Annotated in this window: 16 protein-coding genes; 10 read left to right on the forward strand and 6 right to left on the reverse strand. The window is 69.4% G+C overall.

The annotated features are described in order from the left end of the window. Window positions 1-29 precede the first annotated feature (29 nt). Together ABEG18_RS15635 and ABEG18_RS15640 are read left to right on the forward strand one after the other, a co-directional pair. Window positions 30-542 carry a MaoC family dehydratase gene (locus tag ABEG18_RS15635; protein WP_406853976.1) on the forward strand — a complete coding sequence of 171 codons (513 nt, stop codon included), beginning with the start codon at window positions 30-32 and terminating at the stop codon, window positions 540-542. Between the two features lie 4 nt (window positions 543-546). After that, a complete protein-coding gene (locus ABEG18_RS15640) occupies window positions 547-1,422 on the forward strand; it encodes an HpcH/HpaI aldolase/citrate lyase family protein (RefSeq protein ID WP_406853977.1) in 876 nt (291 codons plus the stop codon). Between the two features lies 1 nt (window position 1,423). Here ABEG18_RS15640 and ABEG18_RS15645 read toward each other — a convergent pair whose 3' ends face one another. Both ABEG18_RS15645 and ABEG18_RS15650 read right to left on the reverse strand, forming a co-directional pair. Further along, window positions 1,424-2,023, reverse strand: coding sequence for a flavin reductase family protein (locus ABEG18_RS15645; RefSeq protein WP_406853978.1), 600 nt, complete (start codon window positions 2,021-2,023; stop codon window positions 1,424-1,426). Window positions 2,024-2,062: 39 nt separating this feature from the next. Beyond that, window positions 2,063-2,629: a nitroreductase gene (locus ABEG18_RS15650; protein WP_406853979.1), complete on the reverse strand. Its 567-nt coding sequence runs from the start codon at window positions 2,627-2,629 to the stop codon at window positions 2,063-2,065. Window positions 2,630-2,856: 227 nt separating this feature from the next. Here ABEG18_RS15650 and ABEG18_RS15655 point away from each other — a divergent pair, with 227 nt between their 5' ends. The 4 genes from ABEG18_RS15655 to ABEG18_RS15670 all read left to right on the forward strand — a co-directional run bounded on the left by ABEG18_RS15655 (window position 2,857) and on the right by ABEG18_RS15670 (window position 8,886). Beyond that, window positions 2,857-5,280 (forward strand): YfhO family protein, encoded by a 2,424-nt coding sequence (locus ABEG18_RS15655; protein WP_406853980.1) that lies wholly within the window; start codon window positions 2,857-2,859, stop codon window positions 5,278-5,280. 65 nt (window positions 5,281-5,345) lie between these two features. After that, entirely contained in the window at window positions 5,346-6,386 is a 1,041-nt protein-coding gene (locus tag ABEG18_RS15660) for a hypothetical protein (RefSeq protein ID WP_406853981.1), read from the forward strand. A gap of 102 nt (window positions 6,387-6,488) precedes the next feature. Continuing rightward, the gene (locus tag ABEG18_RS15665) at window positions 6,489-8,405 is read left to right on the forward strand and encodes a methyl-accepting chemotaxis protein (protein ID WP_406853982.1); all 1,917 of its coding nucleotides are present in this window, start codon (window positions 6,489-6,491) and stop codon (window positions 8,403-8,405) included. Window positions 8,406-8,559: 154 nt separating this feature from the next. Continuing rightward, entirely contained in the window at window positions 8,560-8,886 is a 327-nt protein-coding gene (locus ABEG18_RS15670) for a c-type cytochrome (protein ID WP_406853983.1), read from the forward strand. Between the two features lie 16 nt (window positions 8,887-8,902). Here ABEG18_RS15670 and thrS read toward each other — a convergent pair whose 3' ends face one another. Continuing rightward, on the reverse strand, window positions 8,903-10,903 hold the full coding sequence (gene thrS, locus ABEG18_RS15675) for a threonine--tRNA ligase (protein ID WP_406853984.1): 2,001 nt from the start codon (window positions 10,901-10,903) through the stop codon (window positions 8,903-8,905). Between the two features lie 88 nt (window positions 10,904-10,991). After that, the gene (yidD, locus tag ABEG18_RS15680; RefSeq protein ID WP_406853985.1) at window positions 10,992-11,360 is read right to left on the reverse strand and encodes a membrane protein insertion efficiency factor YidD; all 369 of its coding nucleotides are present in this window, start codon (window positions 11,358-11,360) and stop codon (window positions 10,992-10,994) included. Window positions 11,361-11,549: 189 nt separating this feature from the next. Between yidD and ABEG18_RS15685 the strand changes: the two genes are divergently transcribed. Beyond that, window positions 11,550-12,629 (forward strand): MipA/OmpV family protein, encoded by a 1,080-nt coding sequence (locus ABEG18_RS15685; RefSeq protein WP_406853986.1) that lies wholly within the window; start codon window positions 11,550-11,552, stop codon window positions 12,627-12,629. 30 nt (window positions 12,630-12,659) lie between these two features. Here the strand turns inward: ABEG18_RS15685 and ABEG18_RS15690 are convergent, their stop codons facing one another. Beyond that, the gene (locus tag ABEG18_RS15690) at window positions 12,660-13,115 is read right to left on the reverse strand and encodes an iron-sulfur cluster assembly scaffold protein (protein ID WP_406853987.1); all 456 of its coding nucleotides are present in this window, start codon (window positions 13,113-13,115) and stop codon (window positions 12,660-12,662) included. 225 nt (window positions 13,116-13,340) lie between these two features. Between ABEG18_RS15690 and folE the strand changes: the two genes are divergently transcribed. The 3 genes from folE (at window position 13,341) to ABEG18_RS15705 (ending at window position 15,674) form a co-directional block, all read left to right on the forward strand. Further along, complete coding sequence (folE, locus tag ABEG18_RS15695) at window positions 13,341-13,976, forward strand: GTP cyclohydrolase I FolE (protein ID WP_406858618.1); 636 nt, start codon at window positions 13,341-13,343, stop codon at window positions 13,974-13,976. Window positions 13,977-14,055: 79 nt separating this feature from the next. Next, window positions 14,056-14,496 (forward strand): phosphoribosyl-AMP cyclohydrolase, encoded by a 441-nt coding sequence (hisI, locus tag ABEG18_RS15700; protein ID WP_406853988.1) that lies wholly within the window; start codon window positions 14,056-14,058, stop codon window positions 14,494-14,496. Window positions 14,497-14,618: 122 nt separating this feature from the next. Further along, window positions 14,619-15,674, forward strand: a complete 1,056-nt coding sequence (locus ABEG18_RS15705) for a patatin-like phospholipase family protein (RefSeq protein ID WP_406853989.1) — start codon at window positions 14,619-14,621, stop codon at window positions 15,672-15,674. Window positions 15,675-15,686: 12 nt separating this feature from the next. Here ABEG18_RS15705 and ABEG18_RS15710 read toward each other — a convergent pair whose 3' ends face one another. Further along, window positions 15,687-16,115, reverse strand: coding sequence for a CBS domain-containing protein (locus ABEG18_RS15710; protein ID WP_406853990.1), 429 nt, complete (start codon window positions 16,113-16,115; stop codon window positions 15,687-15,689). Between the last annotated feature and the right edge of the window lie 115 nt (window positions 16,116-16,230).

The following is a 16,230-nucleotide window of genomic DNA, read 5'->3' on the forward strand; positions in this document are numbered from 1 at the left end:
CGCCGGCGTGTGTCAGAGGGAGCGAAGACATGTCTGAGGCGACAGTGGCGGTGGATCCGGCCCGCGAGCAGCGGCGCCACGCGCGCGGAGGGCTCTATTTCGAGGATTTCGTGGTCGGCGAGACCATCCAGCACCGGCTCACCCGCACGGTCACCCAGATGGACAACATGCTGTTCTCCAACATGACGCTGAACCCGCAGCCGCTGCACATCGACGCCCATTTCTGCGCGACCGAGACGGAGTGGGGGCAGCCGCTCATGAATTCGCTGTTCACGCTTGGGCTGATGATCGGCATTTCCGTCAACGACACCACGGTCGGCACCACCATCGCCAATCTGGGCATGACCGACGTGCGCTTCCCGGCCCCGCTCTTCGAGGGCGACACCGTGCGCTGCGTCACCGAGGTGGCGGCCAAGCGTGAATCCCGGTCTCGTCCGGACGCCGGCATCGTCGATTTCGTGCATCGCGCCTTCAAGCAGGACGGAACGCTGGTGGCCGAATGCCGCCGGCAGGCCTTCATGCGCAAGCAGCCTCGGGCCTGAGCCGATGCGCTCGCTGCTGTTCGTGCCGGGCGACAGCCCCCGCAAGCTGGAGAAGGCCCTGGCCAGCGAGGCCGACGCCCTGATCCTCGATCTGGAAGACTCCGTCGCCCTGGAGGCCAAGCCCACGGCGCGCCGAACCGTGCTCGCGGTCCTGCGCGACGCGCGGGCTCGGCCCGGACGGCCGCGGCTCTATGTGCGGGTGAACGCGCTCGACACGGGCCTCACGGACCTCGACCTCGACGCCGTCATGCCGGGCGCTCCGGACGGGATTTTCCTGCCCAAGACCTCGTCGGGCGTCGACGTCCAGCACGCCGCCGCCAAGCTCGCGGTGCGTGAGGCCGAATGCGAGCTGGAGGACGGCGCCACCCGCATCGTCGCCATCGCGACGGAGACGGCCCGCTCGATCTTCCATATGGGCACCTATGCGGGGGCGAGCCATCGCCTCTCCGGCATCACCTGGGGCGCCGAGGATCTTTCCGCCGACCTGGGCGCGGAGACCAACCGCGCCGAAGACGGAACCTATGCGGATCCCTACCGGCTGGCGCGGACGCTTACGCTCTTCGCCGCCAACGCCGCCGACGCTGCGCCCATCGACACCGTGTTTACGAATTTCCGGGACGAGGCGGGCCTTGTGGCCGAATGCGAGGCGGCGCGCCGAGACGGCTTCACCGCCAAGATGGCGATCCATCCCGGGCAGGTGTCCACGATCAACCGCGTCTTCACGCCCTCGGCCGAGGCCCTCGAAAGAGCCGCCAGAATCGTCGCGCTGTTCGAGGCCCAGCCCGGGGCGGGCGTCATCGGCCTGGATGGCGAAATGCTTGACCGCCCTCACCTGCGCCGCGCCCTGCGCACGCTGGAGCGCGGCGGGCGGAGGAGCTGAGTCACTGCGGCCGGACGATCGAGAACACCTCGTTCACGACCGCGTAGTCGTGATAGCCGCAGCGCGCGATCGGCTGGGCGGCCGTGATGTCGAAGAGCCCGTTCCGGATGAAGCGCTCGTCGATATAGACGCCGACGACATGGCCCAGCACCAGCCAGCGGTCGAGTTCCTCGCCGGTGGAGGTCTTCAGCTTCACGATCTCGGACAGGCGGCACTCCAGCGCGGCCGCGACCCCCTTCACCCGGGGCGGACGCACCAGCCGGGACGCCTCCTGCTCCAGCCCGGCATGGGCGAACTCGCTTTCGCCACGCGGCAGCGTCGCCGAGGTGGCGTTCATCTCATGCCGCAGGTCCCAGGTGGCGAGATTGCAGACGAACTCCTTCGTCTCGCTGATGAAGGCGACAGCGTCCTTCAGCCCCTCCGACGAGAAGCCCACGATGGGAGGGCGGGTCGAGAACGCATTGAAGAACGAGTAGGGCGACAAGTTCACCGCCCCGTCGGCGCTCATGGCGCTGATCCAGCCGATCGGGCGCGGCGCCACGATGGCCTTCAGCGGATCGTGCGGCAAACCGTGGGCGTAGCTGACAGTATCGTAGAACATGAAAGCGACGCCCCTGCAGGTTGAATCGACTCGTGAATCTCATGCGCCCCAGCGCGTGACGACATCGTCGAGATTGGGCCGCGGACGGTCCGCCTGCCCCTCGCCCCGGCCAATATGGACGAAGCCGGCGACGCGCTCCTGCGGGCGAACGCCCAGCACCTGGAGCGCCTGGCGGTCATAGGCCATCCATTCGGTCAGCCAGGCGGTCCTGAAGCCCATCGCGTTCGCGGCGACGCACAGCGTCATGCACACCGCGCCGGCCGAGAGGGTCTGCTCCCATTCGGGGATCTTCACATGCGGGCCGGCCAGGCTCACGACGGCGATCACCAGCGGCGCGCGGCTGAAGCGGCCGCGCTCCACCGCGACGCGGTCCGCGTCGGCCTCGGGGTTTTGGGCGGCGAAGATGCGCCCGACTTCGGCGCCGAGACGGTCGCGGGCCTCGCCCTCGATGACGATGAGGCGCCACGGCGCGAGCTTGCCGTGGTCGGGCACTCTCGTGGCGATCCGCAGCAAGGTCTCCAGCTCCGCCGCGGTCGGCCCGGGTCCGGTCATCAGCTGCGGAGGCAGCGAGCGGCGGGTCTCCAGAAGGGTCAGCGCGTCGGTCATCAGGAGGATCCTGGTCGGGGTCGGGACAAGGCGGGCAAACACCGCGGGAGCGGCGGAAGCGAAGCATTCATGGGCCATTCATGCGCCTCATGGTTGAGTGCGGAACCAAGAAGATGGGGCGCAGAAGGCCGGGCGACCGGGCGAGAGGTTTCCGAGAGCTAGAGCCGGCTCAAGGCGACGTCAAGATCGGCGCACCCGCCCCCGCACGAGGCAGAGTTCAGCACACCATGACGCGCGATCCCGGCAGAACGCCCACCGCCTCCCTCTGGGACGCGCCCACGACGCTTCGCGCCGTAGCAGCCGTCCTGGCGTTCTGGGTCCTCGCGGCCGCCGCCTGGTGGGCTACGGATTCGGTCGTGCCGTGGGACTCCAAGAACCACTTCTATCCGATGTTCCGCTATCTCGGCGCCGCGCTGGCGCAGGGAGAGTGGCCGCTCTGGAACCCCTTCCATTTCAGCGGCCATCCCTCGGTGGCGGACCCGCAGTCGCTACTGTTCACGCCCACCATGGCGCTGTTCGCCTGGCTGGCGCCGCAAGCGTCGATGCAGCTCTTCGACGGGGTCGTCTTCGCCCATCTGCTGCTGCCCGCCTTCGCGGCGCTCGGGCTCTTCTGGCGGCGCGGCTGGCACCCCATCGGGGCGGTCGCGGCGGCCATGATGATCGTGCTCGGAGGCTCGGCCGCGGCCCGCCTGCAGCACACGGGCATGATCTTCTCCTATTCGTTCTTCCTGCCGGCCCTGTTCTTCGTGGAGATCGCGCTGGAGCGGAAATCCTGGCGCGCCGCGCTGGCATTCGCGGTCTGCGCCGGCCTGATGGCGCTAGGGCGCGACCAGGTCGCGTTCCTGTGCTGCCTCGCCATTGCGGCCGCCGTCGTCGACCAGAGCCTCGCGGCGGAGCGCCCGCTGCGTTTCGCCGCCAGCCGGGCGCCCCTGCTCGCCTTCGCGGCCGTGGTGATCGTCGCCATGCTGGCCATTCCGGCGCTGCTCACCATGCAGCTCCTGGCCGACTCCAATCGCCCGGCCATCAGCTACGGCGTGGCGGCGATGAACTCGCTGCCGCCGTCCAGCCTGGTGACGCTCCTCGCGCCCAACATCTTCGGCACGCTGAACCACACCTATGATTACTGGGGCCCGATGTGGGACACGATCCCCGAGGGCACCTACACCGACCGCGCCGTGAACTACATCTTCGCCGGCACCATTCCGGCGGTGCTGCTGCTCTGGCAGGGCGTCGCCCGCGGCCGGCTGTTCACGCGCGACCTGCGCTTCTTCGGCCTCGTCGGCGTCTTCGCGGTGATCTATGCGCTCGGGCGTTACACTCCCGTCTTCGTCCAGCTCTTCGACCATGTGCCCGGCATCTCGCTCTATCGCAGGCCCGCGGACGCCACCTTCCTGATCAACATCTCGCTGGCGTTCTGCGCCGGCTATTGCGTGCACCGTTACGTGACGGACGGGGCGGGCGCGGCGGCCGAGCGGATCCGGCCCTGGATCGCGCGGCTGCGGCAGGGCGCGGCGATCCTGATCCCGCTGGGCCTCGTCGTGTCCGGCCTCGTGTTCTCCCGTCGCGTCGGCCACCTCACCGAGGCCAGCGTGCAGGTGGCGCTCTTCGTGGCCATCGCCGCGGTGGGGCTCAGCCTGGCCATGCAGCAGACGAGCCGGCGCACCCGCGCCATCGCGGCGGCTCTGCTCGTCGCGGCCACCGGCGGCGAATTGGTCTGGCGCAACGCCGCCTCGGCGCTCAACGCCGAGCCTGCCAGCCGCTACGCCATCTACAACAACCTGAAGCCGGCCGATTTCGCTGGCCTCAACGTGCTGAAGCGCGAACTCGATGAACGCCACGCCCGCGGCGAGCGGCCCCGGGTCGAGATCCTGGGCCTCACCGGCGCTTGGCAGAACGCCTCCATGGTGCTCGGCATCGAGGACACGGTGGGCTACAACGCCCTGCGCATCGCCGAATACGAGAAGGCGGTCGGCCCCGGCGAGAACGCCGTCGAACTGCGCCTGCGCCAGTTCCCGGGCACGTTCCGCGGCTACCGCTGCAATCTGGCCCGCCTGCTCGGCCTCGAATATCTCGTTCTGGACCGGCCGGCCGACAAGCTGCCGCGCCACTTCCCGCGGCTGGGCTCGGCCACCCTCCTCTACGCCTCCGACGCGATGTGGATCTATCGCCTGGCCCCGGCCGCGCCCCGCGCCTATGTGGCGACGCGCCTGAAGCCGGTCGAGACCGAGGAGGTGCTGTCTGACGAGGAGCTGCCCGAATTCGACCGCACGACCGAAGCCCTGATCGACAAGTCCGACATGGAGCTTCTGGACGCCAACTACACGACCGAGGATCCCTCCGCCGACGACCGGCCGAACGCCGCGAAGGTGACGATCCAGTCCTACAAGCGCAACGCGGTGAAGCTGATCGTCTCCACCGAGAAAGCTGGCGTCCTCGTCCTGCACGATCTCTATTATCCGGGTTGGGAAGTCAGCGTCGACGGCGAGGAGAAGACGGTGCTCAAGGCCAACCTGCTGTTCAGGGGCGTCGAGGTCCCGGCCGGCGAACACACCGTCGAGTTCACATTCCGGCCGCTTTCGGCGGACAACCTCCTGACCGCCGCGACGGACCTCGTGCATCGCGACAGCGCCGCGGAGACGGCCACCCGCTAGCGCGGCCGACGGGCGCTTCGCGCCGGCCGGCTTGCCAGACGGCGCAAGCCGTGCAGAAGGTCGCCATGACCAGACCTCCCCGCCCGCCGGCGGCCAAGGACGACATGAAGACCGCGCTCATCCTCGCCCTCGCCGGGTTCGCCATGCTGGCCTCAGCCCCTGCGGGGGCGCAGGTCAACGCGCCGCCGCAGGCCGCCCCGCAGGAGCGCGGCCCGGCGCTGCCTGCCTCTCCGGCGCTCCCCTTCCCCCTGGTCGCGCCGGACCAGGCCCAGCCTCCGCTCGCGCCGGCGCCCGGGGCCCCGGCCCCGTCCAGCGCGATCCCGCGCGGCCCCTCCACGTCCTCGGTGCATCGCGACGGCGGCACCCTGAGCCTCAGCGCCGTCCTGGGCGGACAGGCGGGCCCGATCCGCTCCGGCGTCGTGTGGCGCGTGTATTCCGATCCGCAGGACGGAGGCCCCGCCACGCTGCTGCAGGAATCCCGCGCCGCCGCCCCCACGCTGTCGCTGGAGCCGGGCGTCTACACGGTCCATGCCGCCTATGGGCTGGCCAGCGCCGTCAAGCGCGTCGTCATGGGCGGCGCGTCGACCAGCGAGAGCCTGGTCATCAACGCCGGCGGGCTGATCCTCGGCGGCGTGATCGGCGATTCGACGATCCCGCCGGAGAAGCTGCGCTTCAACGTCTATCTGCCGCTGGGCAATGATCCGGAAGGGCGCCTGGTCGTTGAGGCGGCCCATGGCGGCGCCATGTTGCGCCTGCCGGAGGGCGGCTACCGGGTGGTGTCCACCTATGGCGACAGCAACGCGATCATGTCCGCCGACCTCAAGGTCGAGGCGGGCCGGATCACCGAGGCGACGCTGCGCCATAAGGCGGCGACCATCATCCTGAAGCTCGTCACCGCGCCCGGCAGCGAGGCTTTGGCCAATACGGCGTTCAGCGTGCTGACGCCCGGCGGCGATACGATCCGCGAGGCCATCGGCGCCTTCCCGTCCATGACGCTGGCGGAAGGCGAATACGTCGCCATCGCCCGCAACGGAGGCAAGGTTTACACGCAGGAGTTCAGCGTGAAGTCCGGCCTCGATCGCGACATCGAGGTGCTCGCCCGCTGAGGAGGCCGGTCCGGCCGAGGGCGAACCCTAGCACTTGACGTCTTTAGGGTTGTTAATCGCAAAATTACAATTTCAGATGACAATGGCGCGAAGGAGCAAGCCTTGTCGTCCACAACGTCGCCCGGCTGGATTGAGAGACTCACGACGACCCCGATCCAGTTCGGCGTCGCGATGGGTCTCGTGGTCTGGATGAGCATCGCCGCGATGCTGTGGTCGGAATATGATCACGCGCAGGCCCTCGTCGACCGCACCACCTCCAACTTGGCCACCCTGTTCTCCGAAAACGCCAGCCGGGCGATCCGCGAGGTGGACAAGTCCCTGCTGGTCCTGAGAGCTCTCTACGAGGACGACCCCAGCGACTTCATGGCCGCCGCCTATTCCAAGCGCTCGGCCCAGTTCGACAGCATGATCTTCCAGATGGCGATCATTGGAGCCGATGGGGAATTGCGCGCCAGCAACATCCCGACCACGGCGCCGGCGGTCAATCTGAGCGACCGCGAGCACTTCCTGGTCCACAAGAACAGCGCCGACGACAAGCTCTTCGTCAGCAAGCCAGTGCTGGGGCGCGCCTCGGGACGCTGGTCGATCCAGCTCACGCGCCGCATCACCGACCGCCAGGGCCGGTTCGCCGGCGTCATCGTCGCCTCCGCCGACCCCGACCATTTCTCCAGGCTGTACGAGGCGGTCGATCTCGGCCAGGGGGGCGTGGTCACCCTGGTGGGCGTGGACGGCCTCATCCGCTCCCGGCGGGCGACGTCGCAGAACTCGACGGGCGCGTCCATCCTGGGCACGCCCTTCTTTCAGGCGATCACGGCGGCGCCGCAAGGCAATTTCCGGATGGCGAGCCCCATCGACGGCGTGGAGCGCTCCGGCGCGTTCAAGCGCGTCGTCGGGCATGACCTCATCGTCGCCGTCGGCCTGTCCACCGAGGAGACCATGCAGGTCATCCGCCGACAGGCGCTGGCCCTGGTCCTGATCGGGCTCGTCGGCACCGCCCTGATCGGGGCCGTGGTGATCATCGTCGCGCGCGCCAGGATCACCCGGCTCGCGCTGGAGGAAGCCAGCCGAACCGCCGCCGCCCAGCAGGCGGAGCTCGCCTTGCGCGACCAGCGCGAGGCGATGCTCAACCGCGACGCCGAGATCCTCTCCCATGTCGAGGCGCTCGGCGGCCGGCTGGGCGGCTCCATCGACACGCTCGGCCGGATCATCGCCGACATCTCCGTGCAATGCTCGCGCATGAACGAGGCCGCCGCGCGGGCCCGCGACGGCAGCGCCGGCGCAGCCGACATCTCCAACGCCTCGGCCCAGAACGTCGACCACATCGCCGTCAGCGCCGCCACCATCTCCGACATCGGCATCGAAGCCGAACGGGCCGTCACCGGCGCGCTGCAGACCTTCGACGAGGCCATCGCCCAGGCGGGGCGCAGCAGCGAGGCCTTTTCGGACCTCGACAACGCCACGCGGCAGATCGACCGGGTCGTGCAGATGATCCGGGCTGTGGCGCACCAGACCAACATGCTGGCGCTCAACGCCACCATCGAGGCCGCCCGCGCCGGGGAGGCCGGCCGCGGCTTCTCAGTGGTGGCGCAGGAGATCAAGCTCCTGTCGGCCCAGACTTCCGACGCTACCGGCCAGATCAGCGCCCAGCTCACCGCGATCCAGCGCGCCGGGCGCACCTCCATCGAGAGCGTGCGGGGAATGCTGGACGGCCTCAAGATCACGCGCGACACCACGCAGGGCATCGCCGGCACGGTCACGCGCCAGAGCAACACCGCCACCGACATCGCCATGACGATCGCGACCGCGGCGGAGATGGCGGCCAAGGCCTCACGCAGCGCCAATGCGATTCGCGAGGCGGCCGAGTTGTCGGACCGGTGCGCCTCGGACCTGTTGAGCACCACCACCATGCTGGAAGCGGAGGCTCAGACCATCAGGCTGGAGATCGAGGACCTGCGCCGCTCGCTCGAATGCGGATCGGCGCAGGATCCGGCCCCGCACGCCGCATCCTTGGCCGGCTAGCGCATGCTGCGAAAAGGTGGAGTCCGGCTTTTCGCTCGAAGCATGCGACAACCAAAAAACCGAGACCCGGTTCGTCGGCTCCATTGATCAAGATCGTCGACGCGGCGCCCGGAATGCGCGAGCCTGTGGGCCTTCGCAATCCGGATGAGCCCACATGTCCCATGGTTCCGCATTCCGAGTCGCCGCGACTCTCGCCGGACTGGCGTCCCTCGTCGCGAGCGCCGGCTCCTCCCAGGCCGCGGACGCCGCCAACGGCGCCCGGATCGCCAAGCGCTGGTGCGCGGAGTGCCACGTGGTCGCGCCCGGGCAGACCTCCGCCAAGACGGATGCGCCCCCCTTCGCCACCATCGCGACGCGGCCGGCCGGCTCCGTCCCGCTGGAGAAGTTCCTCATGAACCCGCATCCGAAGATGCCGGACATGCAGCTCAACCGCAGCGAGGTCGCCGACCTCGTCGCCTATATCAAGACCGTGAAGCGCTGAGCCGCAGGCCGCCGGCCTATTCGGCCGCCATGCGCTCCTCGTCGTCGCGCTTCAGGTCGGGCGCGACGGCTTCCGCCGCGAGGCTGCGCAGCGCGACGTCCAGCGACAGGGTCGTCTGGTCGGGCGAGCCGAGGCGGCGCGCCGACACCGTGCGCTCGGCGGCCTCCTTCTTGCCGACGGCCAGGATGACCGGGACCTTGGCCAGCGAGTGCTCGCGCACCTTGTAGCTGATCTTCTCGTTGCGCAGATCGGCCTCGGCGCGCAGTCCCGCCCGGCGGGCGGCGGCCAGCACCTCCTTGGCGTAGCCGTCCGCCTCGTGCGTGATGGGGCACACGACGACCTGAAGCGGCGCCAGCCACAGCGGGAAGTGCCCGGCGAAGTGCTCGATCAGGATGCCGGTGAACCGCTCCATGGAGCCGCAGATGGCCCGGTGGATCATCACCGGCGTGGTCTTCTCGCCGGTGTCGGCGATGTAGAACGCCCCGAACCGCTCCGGCAGGTTGAAGTCCACCTGCGTGGTGCCGCACTGCCAGTCGCGGCCGATGGCGTCGCGCAGCACATATTCGAATTTCGGCCCGTAGAACGCGCCCTCGCCCGGATTGATGCTGGTCTCGATCGCCCCGCCCGACTGGGCGGCGATCTTCTCCAGCACACGCATCATCACGGTCTCGGCGCGGTCCCACAGCGCGTCGCTGCCGACGCGCTTCTCGGGCCGCGTGGACAGCTTCACGACGATCTTGTCGAAGCCGAAATCCTTGTAGGTGCTGAGGATCAGGTCGTTGATGGCCAGGCACTCGGCCTCCATCTGCTCGTCCGTGCAGAAGATGTGGGCGTCGTCCTGGGTGAAGCCGCGCACCCGCATCAGCCCGTGCAGGGCGCCGGACGGCTCGTAGCGGTGCACCGCGCCGAACTCGGCCAGCCGCATGGGCAGGTCGCGATAGCTCTTCAGCCCGTGCTTGAAGATCTGCACATGGCCAGGGCAGTTCATCGGCTTCAGGGCGAAGACGCGCTGCTCGGCGTCCTGGTCCTCCGGATGCATGAAGGCGTGGGCCGACTTCACCGCGAACATGTTCTCCTGGTACCAGCCCCAGTGGCCGGACGTCTCCCAAAGAGACTTGTCGAGGAGTTGCGGCGCGTTGACCTCGTCATAGCCCAGCGTGCTCAGGCGCCGGCGCATATAGGAGATGAGGGACTGGAACAGCGTCCAGCCCTTCGGGTGCCAGAACACGGTGCCCGGCCCCTCCTCCTGGAAGTGGAACAGGTCCATCTCCCGGCCCAGCCGGCGGTGGTCGCGCTTCTCGGCTTCCTCCAGCTGGCGGGTGTAGGCTTCCAGATCCTCCTTCTTGGCGAAGGCGGTCGCGTAGATGCGGGTCAGCATCGGATTGTTGCTGTCGCCGCGCCAATAGGCGCCGGCCACCTTCATCAGCTTGAAGGCGTCGCCGATCTTGCCCGTGGAGGTCATGTGCGGGCCACGGCAGAGGTCGAACCAGTCGCCCTGGCGGTAGATCTTGAGATCCTGCCCTTCCGGGATGGCGTCGATGAGCTCGAGCTTGAACGCCTCGCCCTTGTCGCCGAAGACCTGCCGGGCCTTCTCGCGGCTCCACACTTCCTTCGTGAACGGCTTGTCGCGCGCGATGATGCGGCGCATCTCGGCCTCGATCGCCGGGAAGTCCTCCGGGGTGAAGGGCTCGTTGCGCGCGAAGTCGTAGTAGAAGCCGTTCTCGATCACCGGGCCGATGGTCACCTGCGTGCCGGGCCACAGCGTCTGCACCGCCTCGGCCAGCACATGCGCGGCGTCGTGCCGGATGAGCTCCAGCGCCCGCGGGTCGTCCCGGGACACGAACTCCAGCCGGGCGTCGCGGTCGATCGGGTCGGCGAGGTCGGTGAGCGCGCCGTCCAGCGTCATCGCGACGGTGCGCTTGGCCAACGAGGGCGATATTCCCTTGGCGATGTCGAGCCCGGTGGTCCCGGGAGCGAATTCGCGGACGGCGCCGTCGGGGAAGGTGACGTGGATCATGGGTCAGGTCTCCTGCTCACTCCTGCAAACAGGTGCAGGTAAGCGATGGGTCGGGGCGGAACCGGCCCCGGTGACGTTGGCGGCCGGATCAGGGCTGGGTGGGCGGAGCCGGTCCACGGTCGGGCGCGACGGCTTCGCAGACGATGGGCGACGGCGCATTCACGCCACGCCACCGTCCGTAGCGCCACGGTCTATACCAGGCCGCCGAGGCGGGCAACGCCGCCGGCACGAGGTCCACGCCCTCGGTGCCCCAGGGCTGGCAGCGGCACAGCCGGGCCGCGCCCATCCAGCCCCCGGCCCAGAAGCCGTAGCGGCCGATCGCCTCATCCGCATAGGCCGAGCAGCTCGGCCAATGGCGGCATTGCCGTCCAATCAGCCCGGACAGCGTCAATTGGTAGCCGCGGATCAGCAGATGAGCCGCCGCGACCCCGGGACGTAAAGGCTTCGTTAACTTCACGCGTTCACCCTGAGAGCCTGTTCCGCGTTCCCATCGCGTGCCGGCCCCAGCCCCGGCTTGCATGGACGCCGCCGACTGGGTATCCCTCTCCCGTCCGCGGTTCGATGCTGCTTGCCGGCGGCCCGCAACACGGAGCTCACCTTTCCCATGGTGTATCGCGTTCGATCCGTCGCCGCACGCAGCCTTCGCGTGGCCGCATCGATCGTCGGGCCAGGATTGCTCGGCCTTTCGCTGACCCTCCCACTCTCGGCTACCCTGTCCGACGCTGCGTCGGCGAAGACCCGGCATGCCGTCGCCAAGGCCAAGGCCGCTCCCGTCAAGGCGAGCGCGTCCAAGTCCCGCGCCGCCAAGACTGCCGCGTCAGGAAAGGCGGCGGCGACCGGAAAGGCCGCCGCCAAGCTCCATGCGGCCGAGCCGCCGAAGCCGGCGCCGTCCGATCTTCGCGCCGCCGAGGCCGCTCCCGCCGACGATGCGCTCCAGACCGCCGAACTCGCCGACATGATGGCCGAAGCCGCGCCGGCGCCCGGCTCGCAGCCCGCGGGCTGGCTGGTCACCATCCGCGGCAACGTAATCGTCGCCCCGAACTTCCCGGGAGCGAAGGACTACGGCTTCATCGCCTATCCGTCCTTGAGCTTCCGCCGCACCGACGATCCGGAGGCCTTCAAGGCGCCCGACGACGGCATCAGCTTCGCGCTCTTCGGCGACAGCCGCTGGTCGGTGGGCGTGGTCGGACGCTACCAGCCGGGCCGCTACCGCCAGGACGACCGTAGCCTGTTTGGCGTTCACGACGCCAAATGGGCCGCCGAGCCCGGCCTCTTCGGCGAGTTCTGGCCATTGGCGGACACGCTGCGCCTGCGCGGCGAGCTGCGCTACGGCTTCAACGGATACAGCGGCTTCGTCGGCAACCTGTCGATGGACTACGTCCAGCGGCTCGGCAAGTTCACGCTGGCGGCCGGTCCCCGCCTCGCCTTCGCGGGCGGCGAATACATGGACGCCTATTTCGGCGTGAGCCGCCAGGACGCGCTGTGGAACGGGCTCGTAACGCCCTACAAGGCCGAGGCGGGCGTCAAGTCCATCGGTGTGGCGGCGTCGGCGACCTATCAGTGGAACGACCAGTGGGCGACGACGGTGCGCGGCGCCTATGACCGCCTCGTCGGCTCGGCGGCCGATAGCCCGATCACCCGCAACCTCGGCTCGCGCGACCAGTTCACGGTCGGCGCAAGCGCGAGCTACTCGTTCCAGCTCGGCGGCGGCGGCTGGCGCCGTTAGGCGTCCCCGCCCCGCGTGCGACCCTTCCGCCTATTCGGCCGCCTGGGCCTGAGCCTGGCGCGCCGCCTCGATCTGGCCGATCGCGTCCACCACGGCGTCGAAGGTCAGCATGGTGGAGGCGTGGCGGGCCTTGTAGTCGCGCACCGGCTCCAGCACGGCCGCGTCCGCCCAGCGGCCGGACGGCGGCGGCCCGTTCTCCTTCAGCATCTTGCGCATCGTGTCGCGCAGCTCCCGCAGTTCCTGCGCGGTCGAGCCGACCACGTGGCGCGCCATGACCGAGGACGAGGCCTGGCCGAGCGCGCACGCCTTCACCTCATGGGCGAAGTCGCTCACCCGGTCGCCCTCCATCGCAAGGTCCACCGTCACGGTCGATCCGCAGAGCTTCGAATGCGCCTTCGCGGTCGCCTTGGGAGCGTCGAGCCGGCCCAGGCGCGGGATGTTGGCCGCCAATTCGAGGATTTTTGCGTTGTAGATGTCGTTCAGCATGAAGCCACCACCATTTCGTTCCCATATATAGGCGTCCTGGCGCTGGGGTGCGAGGGCGGACGTCGCGCGGGTGCGAGACGGCCGCTCACGAATTCGTTCCGCCGGACGCTCGCGTTCTCAGCCGCCTCCCCTGCGCGTTTCGCCGCAGGCGGGCCGGCGCCGGTGGTCCACGCCGAAGCTCGAGCCGTATAGGGTGCTGAGATTATCCAGGCGGGAGGCTCCATGATGGACGCCGTGGTCAAGACCTTGTCCCCGCGACCGGCGCTGAAGCCGGCTGCGGACGTCGCGACGAAACCGAGCCGTGAGGAGGCCGAGGCGGCCGTCCGCACGCTCATTCGCTGGGCGGGCGACGACCCGTCTCGCGAGGGCCTGCGCGACACGCCCAAGCGGGTGGTCAAGGCCTATGAGGAGCTCTATTCCGGCTATGGCGTCGACGCCCAGGAGGTTCTCTCCAAGGTGTTTGAGGATGTCGGCGGCTATGACGACATGGTGGTCGTGCGCGACATCCCGTTCCACTCCCATTGCGAGCACCACATGGTGCCCTTCGTCGGTCGCGCCAGCATCGGCTATTACCCGTCCGAGGGCGTGGTCGGCCTGTCCAAGCTCGCCCGCGTGGTGGACGTCTTCGCCCGGCGGCTGCAGACGCAGGAGACCATGACGGCCGAGATCATCGGCGCCGTCGACGAGGCCCTCAAGCCGCGCGGCGTGGCCGTCATCATCGAGGCCGAGCACATGTGCATGTCGATGCGCGGCGTGCTGAAGCAGGGCGCCATGACGGTGACGACGCAGTTCACCGGCGTCTTCCGCGACGACCCCGCCGAGCAGGCGCGCTTCCTCACCATGGTGCGCGGGCTGCGCTGATCGGCGTTCGTCGCGAAAGCTCCCCATGCTATGAAAAACGGCCGGCGAGAGCCGGCCGCTTGCGTTCCGGAGGCCCCGCATGAGCCCGTCCACCGTCCGCCTGTCGCCGCGTGGCGACGCCGCCGCCGTCGAGGAAGGTCTCCTGCTGGCGCCGAAATTCGACGCCGCCGGCCTCCTCACCGCCGTGGCGGTCGACGCATCCTCGGGCCAGATCCTGATGGTCGCCCACATGAACGAGGAGGCCCTGCGCCGGACAATCGAGACCCGCGAAGGCTGGTACTGGTCCCGCTCGCGGGCCTCGCTCTGGCGCAAGGGCGACACCTCCGGCCAGGTCCAGACGGTGCGCGAAATCCTCGTGGACTGCGACCAGGATTGCCTCGTCCTCAAAGTGGACGTCGCCGGCGACGGCGGCTGCTGCCACACCGGCCGCCGCTCCTGCTTCTACCGCCGGGTCGAGCTGCCCGGCGACGGCGCCGAGGAGCGCCAGCGCCCGGTCGCGCTCGCCCATGTGGCGGCGTGAGCAAGGCGCTCCGGGCGCATTGAAACCCGACATGGGCTCGGCCGTTGTCATGGGCTCTTCAGTCGGCGGTAACAGGCCGTGCGCTATGCTGCCGTCCATGAGAGGAGCGACGGGGATCGACCATGCTCCAGGAACTGCTCGGCCTGACCACGCCGGCCCGCGCCGAAGGCGCCGGGACCTCCGGGGGCTCGCCCGCCGGGGGCCCGCCGGCTCCGACGACCGCCAGAACGCAAGGACATGACGCCGTGACGCGCAAGCGCCCCCGGATCGGACTCGCGCTGGGCGGAGGCGCCGCCCGTGGATGGGCCCATATCGGCGTGATCCGCGCGCTGGAGAGGGCCGGCTACGCGCCCGAGATCGTGGTGGGCACCTCCATCGGCGCAGTGGTGGGCGGCTGCTACGCCGCCGGTAAGCTCGACGAGCTGGAAGCCTTCGCGCGCTCCCTCACCAAGAGCCGGGTGCTCTGGCTGATGGACTTCCACATCGGATCGGGCCTGATCAGCGGCGACCGCCTGAAGCGCCTCCTGCAGCGCGACCTCGGCGACATGCGCATCGAGGACGCGGCCATCCGCTTCGCCGCCGTCGCCACCGAGCTACGCTCCGGCCATGAGATCTGGCTCACCAAGGGCCCGATGGTGGAGGCGCTGGGCGCGTCCTACGCCCTGCCCGGCGTGTTCGACCCGGTGCGGCTGGGCGGGCGGCTGCTCTTCGACGGCGCCCTGGTGAACCCGATCCCGGTCACCACCACGCGGGCGCTGTCGGCGGAGCTCGTCATCGCCGTCAACCTCAACGCCGACCTCTTCGGCCGCGGAGCGGTGATCCCGGACCATGGCGGAGGCGCCGAGCCGCCCACCGAAGAGATGGCCGAAACCATTGCGGAGGGGCTGTTCTCGCCGGTGCTGGGCGCGGCGAACCGACTTCGCCGCATGGTCAACCGCGGCGCGGGACCGGGCTTCGCCAGCGTCATGGTGGACGCGTTCAACATCACCCAGGACCGCATCGCGCGGTCGCGGCTGGCCGGCGATCCGCCGGACGTGCACGTCAAGCCGCGGCTGGGGCGGGTGGGCCTGTTCGACTTCCACCGCGCCCAGGAAAGCATCGCGCTGGGCGAGGAGGCGATGGCGCAATGCCTCGCCGACCTCGAGACGACGCTCGAATCGCTGCCGGGCCCTTACTGACGGGCCGGCGTCTCAGCCGGCCGTGATGTACTCGCGCAGCGCCTCGGTCTCGTGCTGCATCTCCGTGAGGCGGTGCTTCACCACGTCGCCGATGGAGATGATGCCGGAGAGGCGTCCGCGCTCCACCACGGGCATGTGACGGAACCGGCCGGAGGTCATCTCCTCCATCACGTCCACGATCAGCATGTCCGGCGCGCAGGTGATCACCTCCGCAGTCATGTGCGCCGACACGGCGTCCTGGAGCGACTCGGGCCCCCGGACCAGCGCCCGGACGATGTCGCGCTCCGACAGGATGCCCAGCACCTGTCCGTCCGCGCCGGTCACCACGACCGCGCCGATCTTGCGCTCGCCCAGCACCCGGGCGGCCTCCGACAATGTACGATGCGGCTGGATCGTGACGACCTCGCGACCCTTGGTCGTGAGTATGCGGGAGACGGTCATGCGTCCCTCCTTTCGTGTCCATCCCGGAGACGGCCTTCGCGGCCGTCGGTTCGCCTGCGCCTGGCCGGCCGCTCCATGCGCGCCCGGGGCGTCCGCAGCCTCGGCCCAGGGGTTG

Source organism: Alsobacter sp. KACC 23698, assembly GCF_045348435.1.
Classification (GTDB): domain Bacteria; phylum Pseudomonadota; class Alphaproteobacteria; order Rhizobiales; family Beijerinckiaceae; genus Alsobacter.

What these genes read in the sequence shown, in the direction of transcription:
- ABEG18_RS15640 (WP_406853977.1), top strand. Translation starts at nt 547, where the DNA reads ATGCGCTCGCTGCTGTTCGTGCCGGGCGACAGCCCCCGCAAGCTGGAG.
- ABEG18_RS15635 (WP_406853976.1), top strand. Translation starts at nt 30, where the DNA reads ATGTCTGAGGCGACAGTGGCGGTGGATCCGGCCCGCGAGCAGCGGCGC.
- ABEG18_RS15670 (WP_406853983.1), top strand. Translation starts at nt 8,560, where the DNA reads ATGTCCCATGGTTCCGCATTCCGAGTCGCCGCGACTCTCGCCGGACTG.
- folE (WP_406858618.1), top strand. Translation starts at nt 13,341, where the DNA reads ATGGACGCCGTGGTCAAGACCTTGTCCCCGCGACCGGCGCTGAAGCCG.
- ABEG18_RS15645 (WP_406853978.1), bottom strand. Translation starts at nt 2,023, where the DNA reads ATGTTCTACGATACTGTCAGCTACGCCCACGGTTTGCCGCACGATCCG.
- ABEG18_RS15655 (WP_406853980.1), top strand. Translation starts at nt 2,857, where the DNA reads ATGACGCGCGATCCCGGCAGAACGCCCACCGCCTCCCTCTGGGACGCG.
- hisI (WP_406853988.1), top strand. Translation starts at nt 14,056, where the DNA reads ATGAGCCCGTCCACCGTCCGCCTGTCGCCGCGTGGCGACGCCGCCGCC.
- ABEG18_RS15710 (WP_406853990.1), bottom strand. Translation starts at nt 16,115, where the DNA reads ATGACCGTCTCCCGCATACTCACGACCAAGGGTCGCGAGGTCGTCACG.
- ABEG18_RS15690 (WP_406853987.1), bottom strand. Translation starts at nt 13,115, where the DNA reads ATGCTGAACGACATCTACAACGCAAAAATCCTCGAATTGGCGGCCAAC.
- ABEG18_RS15705 (WP_406853989.1), top strand. Translation starts at nt 14,619, where the DNA reads ATGCTCCAGGAACTGCTCGGCCTGACCACGCCGGCCCGCGCCGAAGGC.
- ABEG18_RS15660 (WP_406853981.1), top strand. Translation starts at nt 5,346, where the DNA reads ATGACCAGACCTCCCCGCCCGCCGGCGGCCAAGGACGACATGAAGACC.
- thrS (WP_406853984.1), bottom strand. Translation starts at nt 10,903, where the DNA reads ATGATCCACGTCACCTTCCCCGACGGCGCCGTCCGCGAATTCGCTCCC.
- ABEG18_RS15650 (WP_406853979.1), bottom strand. Translation starts at nt 2,629, where the DNA reads ATGACCGACGCGCTGACCCTTCTGGAGACCCGCCGCTCGCTGCCTCCG.